The sequence below is a fragment of the Parabacteroides sp. AT13 genome, from assembly GCF_002272965.1.
GTDB lineage: Bacteria > Bacteroidota > Bacteroidia > Bacteroidales > Tannerellaceae > Parabacteroides > Parabacteroides distasonis.
This window is the reverse complement of record NZ_NQMH01000001.1, coordinates 1,705,186-1,720,944: the sequence shown is the minus strand read 5'-3', so window position 1 is coordinate 1,720,944 and position 15,759 is coordinate 1,705,186. Positions and strand designations below refer to the sequence as shown.

Here is a 15,759-nt window from a genome sequence, read left to right as displayed (position 1 = left end):
TTCTCAATTCTCAATTTTCAATTAAAATGAGCGAGACATTTGAAATGGTGGCCAAAACCCTATACGGGTTGGAAGAGATCTTGGCCGAGGAGTTATTAGCTTTAGGTGCCAACGACTTGCAGATCGGTCGTCGTATGGTTTCCTTTACGGGTGATAAGGAATTGCTTTATAAAGCGAATTTCCACTGCCGTACTGCCCTGCGCGTTCTGAAACCGATTTATCATTTCAAGGCCAAAGATGCTGATACCGTTTATAAAGAGGTGAAAAAGGTAGAGTGGGAGAAGTATTTGTCGCTGGACAAGACGTTCGCGATCGACTCGGTGATCTATTCCGAGGATTTCAATCACTCGAAGTTTGTCGCTTACCGTACGAAAGACGCTATCGTGGATTATTTCATCGAGAAGTTCAAGAAGCGTCCGTCCGTTCGTGTCAATAACCCGGACTTATATATCAATATCCATATTTCGCATAACGATTGTACCTTATCTATCGATAGCTCCGGCGAGTCTTTGCACAAGCGTGGTTATCGGGTGGATCAAACGGAAGCTCCGTTGAATGAGGTGTTGGCTGCCGGCATGATCCTAAAAACCGGTTGGAAAGGAGAATCTAATTTCGTAGATCCGATGTGTGGTTCCGGTACATTGTTGATCGAGGCTGCCATGATCGCCTTGAATATCGCTCCGGGTATCCATCGGAAAGAGTTCGCTTTCCAGAAATGGGTGGACTATGATGAGGAATTGTTCGATCGTATTTATAATGATGAGAGCGGGGAGCGTGAGTTCGCTTTCCATTGCTATGGCTCCGATATTTCCCAAGCCGCTATCGATATCGCCTTGGAGAATATCCGTAGCGCTGGCTTGATGAAATATATCGATCTGAAGGTGAAACCGTTCCAACAATATACAGAGGCTCCGAAGCCGGGTATATTGGTGACGAACCCACCTTATGGAGAGCGTATATCATCTCGTGATCTATTGGGATTGTATAATATGATCGGCGAGCGTTTGAAACACGTGTTCATGGGATATAAGGCTTGGATTTTGAGCTATAAAGATGAATGTTTCGATAAGATCGGCTTGCGCCCGAGCGAGAAGATCAAATTGATGAACGGTTCCTTGGAGTGCGAATACCGTTGCTATGAGTTATTTGAGGGAACTAATAAGGACTTCAAGAAGGCATTGAATGAGGATGGAGAGGAGCGTCCGCGCAGATCGGAAGGCTCTTTCGAGCGTAGAGGCAATGATCGTCAAAACTTCCGTACGGGTCGTGTGGATCGTCCGGAGCGTCGTTTCGCCGCTGCCCATAGCGAGGATGATGAGGAGCGTTTCGCTTCCATTCCGGGGAAACGTATCTTTGGAGAGGATCGGGGAGAGGACCGTCCGGTCCGCAAGAAATTCGTGGATGCCCCGGTTCGTAAGCCGATCAAGCCAAAAGGAGAACGTCCTGTGAAAATGCGTTATCGGGATGAGGATGACCGTAAGAAAGGGTTTGGCGATCATAAGCGGGATGGAAAGCGCCCATTTAGCAAACCTATAAAGCCTATAAAACGGAGAGGGTATGATGATTATGAGGATTAAATCATCTTTATTCATAAGCCTATGTCTGATTTTATTAACGATGTCGATTACCGCCCAAGATAAGCAACTCTCCTTGCACGACTTGATTCCTGGAGGGAAGACGTATAGCCGCTTCGTACCTCGTGACTTGAAACAGTTACGATGGTGCGGGGACGAGTACTTATATGTTAAGGGAGATAGCGTGTTAGGCGCTAAGCCGGGGAAAAAAGAAGAGGTCCTTTTTTCGTTGGAAAGACTGAATGGGGCCTTGACGGCGGCAAATCTGCAGACGGTTGGTTCCTTGCCTAGCTTTTCGGTACCCTATGAAAGAGGTTCGGTCTTGGCTTTTACTAGCAAACAGCACCGGATTCATTATGACTATAAGAAGAATAAGGTAGTCGCTGATTATGCTTTGAAGAATAACTGGGCGAATTATGACTTTTGCCCGGCTACGAATAACTTAGCTTTTACGGAGGGAAACAATGTGCATATTTTATCCCCGGATGGACGAAATACGATTGTTACACGTGAAACACAGGATGGAATCGTATGCGGACAAGCTGTCCATCAACGGGAGTTCGGGATTACGAAAGGAACATTCTGGTCTCCTAAAGGCTCGGCTTTAGCGTTTTATCGTATGGATGAGCGTATGGTGACCGCTTATCCGCTGGTGAATATCGATACTCGTTGCGCTACGCCGGTTCCTCATAAATATCCGATGGCTGGAATGAAGAGCCATGAGGTTACGGTGGGTGTCTATCAGGTAGCTACAGGGCAGACGGTTTGGTTGGAGACAGGCTTGCCGAAAGAGAAATATTTAACAAATATCGCTTGGAGTCCGGATGAGAAGAGTATTTATATCGCTGAGTTGAATCGTGAGCAGAACGAGATGCATTTGGTGCGGTACTCTGCCTTGACGGGAAAGAAAGAGGCTGATCTGTTTACCGAGACGGATCGTTGTTATGTGGAGCCGCAGCATCCTGTGCTCTTCTTGCCGAACGATCCGGATAAGTTTATCTGGCAGAGTGAGGCGGATGGCTATAACCATCTATATCTGTATGATACGACTGGAAAGGAATTAAGGAAGCTAACCGGTGGGGAATGGGTGGTTACCAAGGTGCTAGGCTTTAGCAAAGACGGAAATAAGGTGATTTTCGAGGGAACGGCACCTCATCCCGTATCTCCGAATATGCAAGGAACGGGGATGCAACGTTATATTTGGGAGACGGATCTGAGAACGGATGATATCATGAATTGCTTGAGCTGGAAAGTGGGCGTGCACCGTTGGTTGCTGAGTCCCTCCGGCGAATATGCGATTGATTATGTAAGTTCTCCTTCTACCCCGAGGGATATCGATTTAGTCCGTATAAAGGACGCTAAGGTGATTTCTACCTTACTTTCCGCTCCGGATCCCTTTAAATCGTATCGGATGCCGCGGATCAAGGTTGGACATATCCTTGCTGCCGATGGTAAGACTCGCTTGAATTACCGGTTGACTTTACCGCCGGATTTGGATGAGACGAAGAAGTATCCTACGATTGTCTATGTATATGGAGGCCCTAAAGTACAGCTTGTTACGGGCGACTGGCAAAACGGGGCTCGTGGTTGGGACCTCTATATGGCACAGAGAGGTTATGTGATGTTTACCGTGGATAGCCGCGGCTCGGCAAATCGTGGACATGCTTTTGAGAGCGTGATTCATCGTAATTTGGGTATCAATGAGATGGCGGACCAAGTGAAGGGTGTCGAGTTCCTAAAATCTTTGTCTTATGTGGATGCCGACCGTATCGGGGTACATGGCTGGAGTTATGGCGGTTTTATGACAACGAACTTGATGCTGACTTATCCGGAGATCTTTAAGGTGGGCGTGGCCGGAGGGCCGGTTATTGACTGGAGCAATTACGAGATTATGTATGGCGAGCGTTATATGGATCGCCCGCAGGATAATCCGGAAGGTTATAAGAACGCGAACCTGAAACTGAAGGCCGGTAATCTGAAAGGCCATCTGTTGATGATACATGGGGATATCGATCCGGTGGTAGTGTGGCAACACAGCCTTGGTTTCTTAAAGGCTTGCGTAGAGGCTGATACGTATCCGGATTACTTTGTGTATCCTCGCCATGAGCATAATGTGACCGGTAAGGACCGTCCGCATTTGCATGAGAAGATTACGAGGTATTTCGATGACTACCTTGGGAATTGAAAATGGAGAATTGAGAATTGAAAATTAGAAGAGATATGAATATATTGTTATTAGGCTCTGGTGGGCGTGAGCATGCGATCGCTTGGAAGATCGCTCAAAGCCCGAAAGTTGATAAGTTATTTATCGCTCCCGGTAATGCGGGAACAGCGTTGGTAGGAACCAACGTGGATATTAAAGCGGATGATTTTGCCGCTATCAAGGATTTTGCGTTGGCGAACCAAGTGAATATGGTCGTGGTAGGTCCCGAGGATCCATTGGTGAAGGGTGTTTATGATTATTTCAAGAAGGATGAGGCATTAAGCTCCATCCCCGTGATCGGCCCGAGTGGGGAAGGTGCCCAATTGGAAGGTAGCAAGGATTTCGCCAAGGCGTTTATGATGCGTCATCATATCCCGACCGCTCGTTATAAGAGTATTTCCACTGAAAACCTAGAGGAAGGCTATGCGTTCTTGGAATCTCTTTCCGCTCCTTATGTATTGAAAGCGGATGGATTGGCTGCCGGTAAAGGGGTACTGATTATCGATAACTTGGAGGAAGCCAAGAAAGAGTTGGGAGATATGCTGGGCGGAATGTTTGGCGACGCGAGCAAGACGGTCGTGATCGAGGAGTTCTTGGATGGTATCGAATGCTCCGTATTCGTCTTGACGGATGGCAACGATTACAAGGTGCTTCCGGTAGCGAAAGATTATAAGCGTATCGGCGAGGGCAATACGGGTTTAAACACAGGTGGAATGGGAGCTGTTTCCCCGGTTCCTTTCGCTGATGAGGTCTTTATGGCGAAGGTGGACGAGCGTATTATCCGTCCTACCGTAGAGGGATTGAAAGCGGAGCATATCGATTATAAAGGTTTCATCTTCTTGGGTCTGATCAATGTGAAGAATGAGCCGATGGTGATAGAATACAATTGTCGTATGGGCGATCCGGAGACAGAGGTAGTCATGCTTCGTATCCAAAGTGACTTGGTGGATTTGCTGGAAGGGGTAGCGGAAGGTAATTTAGCGGGCCGTACATTGGTACAGGACCCTCGCGCGGCGGTTACGGTTATGTTGGTAAGCGGCGGTTATCCGGAGGCTTACGAGAAAAATAAGGTAATCACGGGATTGGATGGCGTATCCTCGAACAATATAGTGTTCCATGCCGGAACGAAGCTGGTAGACGGCCAGATCCTGACGAATGGCGGCCGTGTGATTGCGGTCAGTTCGTATGGGGCTAATAAGGAAGAGGCTTTGGCCCAATCTTTTGCCGGAGCTAAGCAGATCGATTTCGATAAGAAGTATTTCCGTCGGGATATCGGATTTGATCTGTAAATGACAATTAGAGAGAATATGCGTATGAAAAAACGAAAACTATTGCTTTTAGGGGTTGTTTGTGCGGCTCTCTATGCATGTTCGACCGATCAGACGAACGAATCGGGGAAGCGTGTCTCCGCATTGGATGATGCCGCTTGGAACCATTCCGAATGGATATCCGTGGCAAATGCACCTGTCATAACGGGTGAGATCAACGGATCGAATGAGCGTGCGGCCGATGGTGCCGCTTGGTTCGTGAGTGTCGTAAAGAATGAAAAAGAGATAAACTCGGCACGCTGGATGACCACGGGCTTGGGTGTATACGAGTTATACGTGAATGGGAAGTTGATCGGAGAAGAGATTCTCAAACCGGGTTTTACGCATCCCTACAAGACGAAGCGTTCGTTTACGTATGAGGTAAGCAATGCCCTGTCGAAACAGGTGGGAGCGGAGAATGTTTTCGCTGTGCAGGTGACACCGGGATGGTGGGCCGATAAGATCATCACATACAGCGGCCAGCAAGGGATGGTGGGTACCAAGGTCGCTTTCCGTGGAGTGCTTGAGCTTACCTATGCGGATGGTAGCAAGGCGTACTTAGGTTCCAATACGAGCGATTGGAAAGCCGGGATCGCCGGACCGGTCAAACATGCCGCTATCTTTGATGGTGAGGAATATGATGCCCGTGAGTTACCGGGATACGATACGCTCGATAAGCTTTCGACACCGGAAAAGAATACGGAATTTGAGGGAGAGATACTTCCTTCAAATGGAGGTGAGGTCTATTTTCGTGAAGATTTGGCGCTTTCTCCTCAAAAGGCCTATCTATGGAAAGGGGTCACCGGAGAGAGTGAAGATGCTTATGGAAAGGTTGTTATAACGAAAGAATATGCGGCTGGCGAGGAAATGGTAGTTCATCCGGGCGAGACACTTGTCGTGGACTTTGGCCAGAATTGTGCGGCGGTTCCTGCTTTCGAGTTTATGGCAAAGGAGGGTACCCAACTAAATTGTCGTCCTTCTGAGATATTGAACGATGGAAATGGTGCGAAGAGCCGAGGAATGGATGGGCCTGAAGGTAGTTGCCATCGCTTGAATCTACGCACTCCGGATACCGGGATGTTACTCGACTATACCTTTGCGGATCATAAGGACTATACGACCTATCGCCCTCATCGCACGTTCTATGGTTATCGCTTCGTATCGATCACGGCCGATCAGGAGGTGCGTATCCGGTCGATCCAGTCGATTCCTGTCTCCTCGATTACCCAACAGATGGAGACCGGATCAATAACGACCGGCAACAAACTAGTCAATCAGTTGATCTCAAATACCCTATGGGGACAACGTTCCAACTACCTCTCGGTTCCTACCGACTGTCCGCAGCGCAACGAACGGCTGGGATGGACCGCCGACACGCAGGTATTTGCTGAGACTGGTACTTTCTTTGCCAATACCGCTGATTTCTTCCATAAATGGATGCGTGATATGCGTGACACACAATCACCAACCGGTGCGTATCCCGGTGTCGCTCCATTGGCTCAATACGGTGCGTCTCCTACTGATATGAACCGCTTGGGCTGGTCGGACGCGGGAGTTATCGTGCCTTGGGTTGTCTGGAAGCAATTTGGTGACACTCAGATTATCGATGAGAACTGGGCGGCGATGGAGAAATATCTCAATCATATCAACGAGACCAAGTATGACCATCATGCCCTCAGCGCGGAGAATGGCAATTACCAGTGGGCCGACTGGCTCAGTTACGAGCCGCTTGAGAGTTGCAGCGGCAGACATACAGCGAAGGATGGATCCGGAACGCTTCCGGAAGCCTATGATTATTGGAATTATCTAAGTGCGAATTACTGGCTTATAGATGCCGGAATGATGAGCGATATGGCTCGTGCGACAGGACGGGATGCCGCGAAATACGAAGCGATGGCTGCTCAAGCGAAACAGTATATATTGGATAAATTCCTGAATGCCGACGGAGAATTTAAGACGGCGATATTCAATACCATGCAGACGCCTGCCCTATTCGCCTTGAAGAACAAGCTGGTCGAAGGGGTAGCCAAGGAGAACATGATGAAACGACTGCGTGACAACTTCGCCGAGCATGGCAATTGCCTTCAGACAGGTTTCTTGGGTACTTCCATCCTGATGCCTACGCTTACGGAGAATGGAATGAGTGATATCGCTTACGAGCTTCTTTTCCAGCGCAAGAATCCGAGTTGGCTGTATTCGGTAGATAATGGGGCGACAACGATTTGGGAGCGTTGGAATAGCTATATGCTTGATAAAGGCATGGGACCGCAAGGCATGAACAGCTTTAATCACTATGCCTATGGATGTGTATGTGAATGGATGTGGGAGACCATGGCTGGTATCTCTGCGGATACGTCGGAGCCAGGATTCAAGCGCATTATCATGAAGCCGATTCCCGATAAGCGTCTGGAGTTCGTAAACGCGGAGTACAATTCGGCGGCAGGAATTATCAAGAGCTCTTGGAAGTATGAGGGAGACCAGTGGATTTGGGATTTCGCCATTCCCGAAGGAGCGGTCGCTCTCGTGACACTTCCGGGCGAAAGCCAAGCTCACGAGTATCGTGCGGGTTCGTATCAGATCGTTAAATAAGTAGCTTATACTTACCCAAGTTTACATTAAAGTTTGTAAGCTTGGGTAAGATTATTGATAGTATTATTTTAATTTACTCAGATCAAAATCAATAATAATCGGACGATGATCGGATGGCCACCAGAAATTAGATAGCTCTTTCGGGTCACGTACAGGCTTCGTGTACTCATCTGTAATTACGTCTGCATACTGGATTATGTCAAACAAAGGCTGTGTACAATATACGTAATCAATGCGGGCTTCTTTACCGGTTGTTGTCTTAAATTCATTTGGATACTTCTTAGCGATGACATCTACATAAGGTGTTTCTTGAGCGATATAGTCTTGCGTCAAAAACTTAGGACTATCTTCCGGATATCGATAGATGGCGTTGTCTGTGCGATTGCGGCTGTTGAAGTCACCCATCATCATCCAATATTCGTTGGTAGCATTCGTGCTAGTACCAATGGTGTGCTTACAAATATACTCTATTTCCATGCGACGGTATTTATCACCACCGTTTTCAGCTTTACTTGCTTCTTGATCTTCAGTGCGAAAAGCCCATTGTTGTGGCCATGTGTGTAGTGTTACTATATTTAAAACCTTTTCGTCTACAATGATCTTTGCCCAACCGGCACCGTGGGTTACTACTTGGTTTGGCTCCTCACCTATTATTTTTTTTATATTTTCGATCGGATACTTAGAGGTGATGACCTGCGGGTAATTATCCCGATGTCCGCCTATGTACCAGTAAGGGTGTCCGTACCGTTTGGCTAATACTCCCCAATTATCTACCAGAAAACGTTCTTGGGAATCCAAAGGATCCGCAGTACCATTTTTATAGATGCTTTGAGCCTCACACCATACGCAAATATCAGGATCTTGTTGTTTTACCCAAGTCGTGAATTTCTCGTAATTATCATCTTGTCCACACCACATACCGTTTTGTATATTCCAGTAGAGTAGACGTAATGGTTTCTGTTCTTTTTTTTGTCCGCAAGAGATTAAGAGAGTGGAGATGCAGACTGCGGATAATGTCTTTAAAAATTTGTTTCTGTTCATAATATATCTGATTTGTTTTGTCCCGGGCGTAAGTAACCCGGGACTGGTTTGTTACAAATTTATCTTTTTCTTTTTTAATTGGAGCTGGTATAACCCGGATTCTGATCTTTAACTTGATCCATTGCTTTGTTATAATTGAATTCGCTGTCTGGTATTTTCCATAAATAATGACGTTCTTGAATCTGTGTATATTCACCGGTCTCCACATTAAAGTACTTACCTACCAGTTCTTGAGCACGACCTTGACGGACTATGAAGTCCCAGTGCTTTGCCTCATTGAAGTGTTCATAAGTCTCTTCTTTTAATAGTAAATCCATATAAGCGGTCATACTGGCGTAATCACTCAACTTATAGTCCAGTTCAGCATTAGGTACTTTAGGATCTTTGCCATAGGCACGTCGGCGCAATTGGTTTAACATTTCAATGGATTCCGTAGTTGGGGCATTGGCAACACGGGCACAAGCCTCACTGTAGATCAGCATAGCATCTGTATAGCGGATCAAAGGAATAGATACATTTGCGCCATTACCTTGTGCGTTCGGATCCGTATATTTTGTGAGTAGACAAGTATATTCACCGTAAGCGTCTTTGCCGAATACATAAAAACCTATGTTCATACCGTAACGTAGGTCATTCGTGTCCCAGCTCTTGATGATATGGTTACGCAGGTCTGTATAGTGCGTGTAATAGCCGTTACCATTTAACATGGTTTTACCGGGAACGAACTCATACTTTGGATGTGAGGTATAGGATAGGTAGTCCCATGTCTTACCATCAATACGTGAAGTCTTGATGTAGAATATCTCCTCTGTAGAGGTGGTCAAGTCTGCGCCAAATACCTTGTCAAAGTCACGTGGTTCCGCAACTTGTACTAATTGGTATGCACCACTGTTCACCACTTCTCCACTTAGCTTTTTTGCCTCGATATAATCTCCTGTATGCATATATACATCTGCTAGGCAGACCCGTACGGTATTTTTATCTGGAGTAGCCAAATAACGTTTTTTGTCAGGACAATTATCTAAAGCATATTTTAAATCTTCGATTATGAAGTTGTATACTTCTTCTTTGCTACTCTTGGGAATATTCCACTCTGTGATATTTTTATCTGTTTTCAAAGGTACACCACCCCAGTATTTCACGAGATTAAAGTAGTTGAAGCCTCGTAAAAAGCGTAACTCTCCCAGATAGGCCACCTTTTCCTCTTCGGTCATCTTTGTAGCGTTAGGTATCCGCTCGATAGCGGTGTTACAGAACATAATAGCCTTATAGAGGCTCTGCCAGTTTGAATCACTCCGATTCATATGTGTTGCGTTCACAAAGCCATTGTATTGTTTGTATGTTTGATAAACTCCTTTTGGATAACAATATTCTGTATTGATCTCTAATGTGGCGAAGAAGTTTGAATTATAGGCTGACCGCATTGCGTCTAACGGTGCTAATACCGCAGCATTTGCTTCTTCTACAGTATTATAAAATGTCTCGCTTGAGATCGAATAAGTATAATCGGTCTCATTTAAGGCGTTGTCACAAGCTGTTAGTAGAGTAACTCCGGCCATTGCGCTTATTATTATTAGATGTCTCATTGTTTTCGCTTATTTTAAAATTTAACACTCACACCCATGGAAAGGGTTTTACTGTTTGGATAAGTCAAATGGTCTATACCTGCATTCACGTCGCTGCCTTTTGAGCTAACTTCAGGATCTACACCTTTATACTTCGTTAATGTCAACCAGTTCTGTGCGCTAACGAAGATACGAATACCGTTTAGCCAATTTTTGGTAGCCCACTTGTCACATGGCAGATTGTAAGCTAAACTGATGTTTTTTAGACGCAGATAGGAACCATTCTCGATAAAGCGGTCAGAGTATTTCAGTGAACCAACGGCATTGATCTTGGGATAGGCAGCATGACTGTTGTCTTGACCTTCTCGCCAACTCTCGTAGTATACTTTACGCTCAATATTCATGCCTTGGCCATAGCTGTAGTTTCGCATCTCACTCAAGTTAAACACGTCGTTACCTTGACTGCCTTGTAAAAAGAAGTTGAAGTCCCAGTTCTTATAGCGGATACCACAGTTCAAACCATATGTAAAATCAGGGAAAGGAGAACCTGCGATGTAACGGTCTTCCGTATCGGTGTACTGGCCATCTCCGTTCATATCCTCATAAGATAAAGAACCGTTCTCGTCTAAACCAGTGTCTTTGTAGACATAGAAAGCTCCTAATGGCTCACCTTCACGGATAATTGTGATGGAACCAGATCCATAGTTGCTATAAGTTGTGCCAAGGATATCTTTACCATCAGCTAATTCTTCGACGCGATTCTTATTATGAGCTATATTGAACTGTAAGGTTAAGCCAAAGTCCTTGTTTTGTACCACATCACCCTCGATCAATAATTCGACGCCTTGATTGCTTATACTACCGATGTTACGTACGGTGGACTTGTAACCGGATGATGAAGGAAGTGATACTGTATTCAGTAGATCCGTGGTTTTCTTATAATAGTAGTCTGCGGTAATACGTAGACGTTGTTTAAAGAATCCCAAATCCACGCCGGCATCCCATTGCGAGGTCGTCTCCCATTTCAGATCTTCTGGATAGGTACTGCTGGGTGAGTAGTAAGGTACGTTCTCGCTTCCAGTAGCAGTCTTACCTGTGGTTAGTAGATTTTGTGTCATGTAGGGATCAATAGCTGTTGAGCCTGTCTTTCCATAGCCAACACGCAACTTCATGTTTGAAATACTTTCAAATTCTTTCATGAAAGGCTCTTCAGACACACGCCATGCCACAGCACCAGAAGGGAAATATCCCCATCTTGATCCTTCCGAATAGCGGCTTGATCCATCAGCACGGAAACTGGCTGTTACGAGGTAACGTCCTAATAAACTATAGTTGATACGCCCAAGATAAGACATCAAGACCCATTTGCTGTAGTTTGTACTTGGTGTGTTGGCTGTTCCTGCTGATGACAGGTTGTTCGTTTCTTGAACGTCACTCAAGAAAGTGTTGCCTGAGGCTGCGATCGATTTGTAAACATTTTGTTGGTAAGTAAAGCCGCCCATTACGTTAAAACTGTGGATGTTGTTTAACGAAAAATCGTAGGTCACGATATCTTCGTTAATGATGTTCGTACTACGCTTGTGGTTGACATCGGCAGTATTATTTTTGTAAATATACTTTTTGGTGGTGTAACCATCGTAGCGGGCATCAGATCCTTCCAATCCGAAACTGGTCCGTATGCTTAAGCCTTTAATCGGATTGAAGTTCAAGGCGGCGTTGATGTTGGTCAGATTTGTCACGGTTTTATAAGTGGACTCATAAGCCATACATAAAGGGTTCTTGATCTCATGGCTAGACCAGCTGTACCAAGAGCGTAGATCTTTATAATCTCCATTCTCATCATAAGGATAAAAGTTTGGTGAGGCGGAGTAAGCAGCACCAATCATAGATGAACCGCCATTACCACCTCCATCAGACTGGTTCATCTGGTTAATCATACTGTAGCCCATACTGACGGAAGCGGTTATCATCTTGCTCATAGTCATATCCAAACTACTACGCAAATTGTACTTGTTATAATAACTGTTCGGGATCAAACCATCTTTAGTCATGGCAGAGCCACTGACAAAATATTTTAGGTCATCGGTACCTCCAGATACATTGATGTTATGATTCATAATGGGAGCATTTTGAAAGAACTCTTTTTGCCAGTCCATACCTTTCCCCATGGCGGTTATGTCAGCTTCACTAAAGGGAGCGGTTTCCAGTATCTCTGCGTTTACAAGGTATTCGTTATAAAAACGGGCCCACTCTTGGGCATCCATCAAATCCAGTTTCTTGATTTGCTTTTGGAATCCATATTCAAAATCGTATGAGACTTTCGCTTTTCCACTTTTCCCTTTCTTGGTCGTGATCATCACGACACCATTAGCACCACGTGAACCATAGATGGCAGTAGCGGATGCGTCTTTCAAAATTTCCATAGATTCAATATCATAGGTATTGATAGAGGCTGTGCTGGCAGGAATACCATCGATAATGTATAGGGGTGAGTTGTCACCTTTGATAGAGTTTACTCCACGTATCCTAATAGAATAGTCTCCGGAAGGATCACCTGTATTTTGGGAGAGTACTACGCCGGGAACTCTTCCTTGTAAAGCCTGTACTGGGTTGGCTACGGTAAAGGCTGTCAGCTCATCTGCCTTCACGCTACTCACAGAGCCGGTTAGGTCTTTCTTCTTCATTGTCCCATAACCAACTACCACTACCTCATCTAAAGATTCCACATCTTCTTTCAGGGTAATATTAAGTGTATGTTGGCCTTTGACTGCCACTTCTTGTGAATTATAACCGATATAACTGATTTGTAGAATGTCGTTTGGCTTTACTTGTAAACTGAACTTTCCATTTAAGTCTGTTACTACTCCATTCGTTGTTCCTTTTACCAATACATTGGCTCCAATTACAGGTTCACCCATTCCATCGAGGATGGTACCGGTTAACTGATAACTGCCTTGTTGCTGGCTGATAGGTGCTAATGAAGACTCTGCCCAAGCTTCCTTTGGCATAAAGGATAAAGATGCCATCAAGCAAAAGGCTCCCAGAATAGGGACTACATGTTTGCAATTTTTCATAAATCGTTTTAATTTTTAGCTATTACAAAGTACGACTATTCATGTGACAAGTAGATTACATTAGAGTTGCATAGTAAGAAAGATTTTGAATCTAAGCGCTTTTATATGGTTTTCTCTATATTAAATCTTGCTCATAAATAATCAATTTAACATACGTTTAAGGGCTTATTCTTAACGTTAACAAAGTAGCCGTGAGGGCTTTGAGCAATTGTTTACATGAATTGTTAGAGGGAGTACCTCTTGATCCTGAATTACAAGTGGGATACGTTGGCTTGGATCTCATAACACCGACGTTGTGTACCCATAAGTCCTTTCCTGAATAAAGTTCCCTCTGTCTCCTATGGGTAATATAAATTTTTAGGTTTAAAACAAAGTAAGCGTGAGACTTGTTTTCTATTCATCTGATTCGGGTGTCTGGAAATACCTTGCAAGGATGAATAAGTAAACAATATTCCCACGCTGTAAAGTTATGTATTGGCATAGCGAATGCTTGCCGTGTACATGCACTAACAGAATGAGCGCTACATTGTCTTCATCCTCCTTGCTTGAAATTTTCCAGACTTCGAACCAAGGATAAAGCAAAAAACGCTTTCTTTTTATTTTTCTGACCGCTCTTTAGCCAGACAACACAAATATACGTTTCTTTTTGAACAATGCAACGCTCTGTGAGAATATTTTTCAAATGTAAATATAATATTTAAGTGATATGGTAAAAAGACATAGCTAATTTGCAGTTGGCTGCATTGACCAAGTCTGTTAGCTGCATCGGCCAAATCAGTTAATTGAAATGACAAGGTTAGTAAACTTTGTTGGCCGATGCAGTTTACTTGTTATATTTTCATACCTTTGCCACTTATTTCATTCCTTTAGGATGTGAATATGAAAGAATAAGGTATATGGCAAGAGGAACAACTTCATATTACGGACGTAGATATACTATAGCGACACCTATGACCCATTTGTACATGCTTTGCGCTTGTATTTTTTGTTGGATCGTGGGGTATGTGGATTCGGTAGGCTATCCCGTGTATGGAGAGGTGACGGCTCCTCCTTTATGGAATGCCCTTTGTCTGGTTCTTCCGGGTAAGTTGTTTACCTATTTGATCGGTTTTTTGCTGATGGCCGGTGGTGCGTTTCTGGTGCATCGGGTAAACTATGCGTTGATGTTGATTCGTGAGAAGACATTGCTTCCCTTTCTCTTCTATGCCTTGTTGACAAGTACAAACCCGGATTTCTTTCCCTTGAAATCAACATCTGTCGGGGTGTTTTGTTTGATATTGGCCCTTTATCAGTTATTTACCTCTTATCATGACCCGGACGCTACGGATAAGGCTTATAACGCATCCTTGATTATCAGTATCGGAAGTCTGTTGTGGATACACATCCTTTGGTTCTTGCCGCTGTTTTGGCTGGGGATGTATAATTTCAGGACATTGAATATCCGGACCTTTGTCGCTTCCTTGTTCGGAATCTTGACGGTTTATTGGTTTGTTTTCGGATGGTGTGTCTGGGAATGGGATTTCACGGCATTTACCATACCTTTCACCTCCTTATTCAAGATCCGTTTCCTTGCGGTACTAGGGACGGGAATTATAGATTGGATACAGATTGTTTTAGTGGCGGGATTAACGATCATTGCCTCATTAAACATCGTTACACATGAGTATGAGGATAATTTGCGTACTCGTCAGTTTCTTTCTTTTCTGATTGTCATGGCCATTTGGTCGTTTGGATTGTTCTTTATCTATGAGCAGTCGTCCGAGGAATTTCTGGAAATGGCCTGTGTACCGGCGTCTATCTTGATCGCCCATTTTTTTACGGTGAACCGGGGGAAATATATCTTTTGGCTGTTCCATTTCTCGGTAGTTATGTTTATCGCATTATTAATGATACGTATATGGAATTTCTTATAGCCTACGGGTATATCGGGGTGTTTATCGCTTCTTTCTTAGCGGCTACGATCTTGCCGTTTAGCAGTGAGGTCGTATTGACGGGTGTATTATTGGCGGGTTCGGCTTATTGGCCTTGTATGATCGCCGCTACGCTTGGTAATTTCTTAGGTGGAATGAGCTGCTATTGGTTGGGGATGCTGGGAAAGGTAGAGTGGATCGAGAAATACCTCAAACTCGATCCGGTAAAACTACAGAAGGTGCAGGATTGGATCAAGGGAAAAGGCTCTTGGATGGGCTTCTTTGTTTTTCTTCCCGGTATCGGTGATTTTATCGCTGTCGCTCTAGGTTTCTTGCGGGCTAATATATGGGTCGTGGCGATCTCCATGTTCTTAGGAAAAGCGATCCGTTATTGGGTTTGGATGGAGTTTGTTTATAAGGTACAGTCCATGTTTTGATAACCCGAGACCTGTACCTTGCACGAAATCATTTCAAGCGTAATTGTCCCCTTTTCCGT

The 15,759-nt window shown here is 44.6% G+C and carries 9 protein-coding genes; 6 read left to right on the top strand and 3 right to left on the bottom strand.

All coding sequences use genetic code 11. The features are described 5' to 3' along the window. Positions 1–26 precede the first annotated feature (26 nt). From CI959_RS07240 to CI959_RS07225, 4 genes are read left to right on the top strand one after another with little or no spacing between them, the layout of a single operon-like run. Entirely contained in the window at positions 27–1,577 is a 1,551-nt protein-coding gene (locus tag CI959_RS07240) for a class I SAM-dependent RNA methyltransferase (RefSeq protein WP_036630670.1), read from the top strand. Then, on the top strand, positions 1,558–3,759 hold the full coding sequence (locus tag CI959_RS07235; protein ID WP_057317247.1) for a S9 family peptidase: 2,202 nt from the start codon (positions 1,558–1,560) through the stop codon (positions 3,757–3,759). The genes CI959_RS07240 and CI959_RS07235 overlap by 20 nt, the downstream gene beginning before the upstream one ends. Positions 3,760–3,794: 35 nt before the next feature. Next, positions 3,795–5,066, top strand: a complete 1,272-nt coding sequence (purD, locus tag CI959_RS07230) for a phosphoribosylamine--glycine ligase (protein ID WP_008773120.1) — start codon at positions 3,795–3,797, stop codon at positions 5,064–5,066. A 24-nt stretch (positions 5,067–5,090) separates the two neighbouring features. Then, on the top strand, positions 5,091–7,673 hold the full coding sequence (locus tag CI959_RS07225; protein WP_229040520.1) for a family 78 glycoside hydrolase catalytic domain: 2,583 nt from the start codon (positions 5,091–5,093) through the stop codon (positions 7,671–7,673). A gap of 63 nt (positions 7,674–7,736) precedes the next feature. Here CI959_RS07225 and CI959_RS07220 read toward each other — a convergent pair whose 3' ends face one another. From CI959_RS07220 to CI959_RS07210, 3 genes are all read right to left on the bottom strand, one after another. After that, complete coding sequence (locus tag CI959_RS07220) at positions 7,737–8,714, bottom strand: endonuclease/exonuclease/phosphatase family protein (protein WP_005863587.1); 978 nt, start codon at positions 8,712–8,714, stop codon at positions 7,737–7,739. Between the two features lie 74 nt (positions 8,715–8,788). After that, positions 8,789–10,300, bottom strand: a complete 1,512-nt coding sequence (locus CI959_RS07215) for a RagB/SusD family nutrient uptake outer membrane protein (protein WP_224201891.1) — start codon at positions 10,298–10,300, stop codon at positions 8,789–8,791. Between the two features lie 14 nt (positions 10,301–10,314). Further along, positions 10,315–13,353, bottom strand: coding sequence for a TonB-dependent receptor (locus CI959_RS07210; protein ID WP_005863583.1), 3,039 nt, complete (start codon positions 13,351–13,353; stop codon positions 10,315–10,317). Between the two features lie 896 nt (positions 13,354–14,249). Here CI959_RS07210 and CI959_RS07205 point away from each other — a divergent pair. Next, on the top strand, positions 14,250–15,266 hold the full coding sequence (locus tag CI959_RS07205; protein ID WP_005860222.1) for a hypothetical protein: 1,017 nt from the start codon (positions 14,250–14,252) through the stop codon (positions 15,264–15,266). Next, complete coding sequence (locus CI959_RS07200) at positions 15,251–15,700, top strand: YqaA family protein (protein ID WP_005863579.1); 450 nt, start codon at positions 15,251–15,253, stop codon at positions 15,698–15,700. The genes CI959_RS07205 and CI959_RS07200 overlap by 16 nt, the downstream gene beginning before the upstream one ends. Positions 15,701–15,759: the final 59 nt, after the last annotated feature.

Excerpts from the sequence above, each read along its gene's own strand:
- CI959_RS07200 (WP_005863579.1), top strand. The coding sequence starts at position 15,251 with ATGGAATTTCTTATAGCCTACGGGTATATCGGGGTGTTTATCGCTTCT.
- CI959_RS07205 (WP_005860222.1), top strand. The coding sequence starts at position 14,250 with ATGGCAAGAGGAACAACTTCATATTACGGACGTAGATATACTATAGCG.
- CI959_RS07220 (WP_005863587.1), bottom strand. The coding sequence starts at position 8,714 with ATGAACAGAAACAAATTTTTAAAGACATTATCCGCAGTCTGCATCTCC.
- purD (WP_008773120.1), top strand. The coding sequence starts at position 3,795 with ATGAATATATTGTTATTAGGCTCTGGTGGGCGTGAGCATGCGATCGCT.
- CI959_RS07210 (WP_005863583.1), bottom strand. The coding sequence starts at position 13,353 with ATGAAAAATTGCAAACATGTAGTCCCTATTCTGGGAGCCTTTTGCTTG.
- CI959_RS07215 (WP_224201891.1), bottom strand. The coding sequence starts at position 10,300 with ATGAGACATCTAATAATAATAAGCGCAATGGCCGGAGTTACTCTACTA.
- CI959_RS07225 (WP_229040520.1), top strand. The coding sequence starts at position 5,091 with ATGAAAAAACGAAAACTATTGCTTTTAGGGGTTGTTTGTGCGGCTCTC.
- CI959_RS07235 (WP_057317247.1), top strand. The coding sequence starts at position 1,558 with ATGATGATTATGAGGATTAAATCATCTTTATTCATAAGCCTATGTCTG.
- CI959_RS07240 (WP_036630670.1), top strand. The coding sequence starts at position 27 with ATGAGCGAGACATTTGAAATGGTGGCCAAAACCCTATACGGGTTGGAA.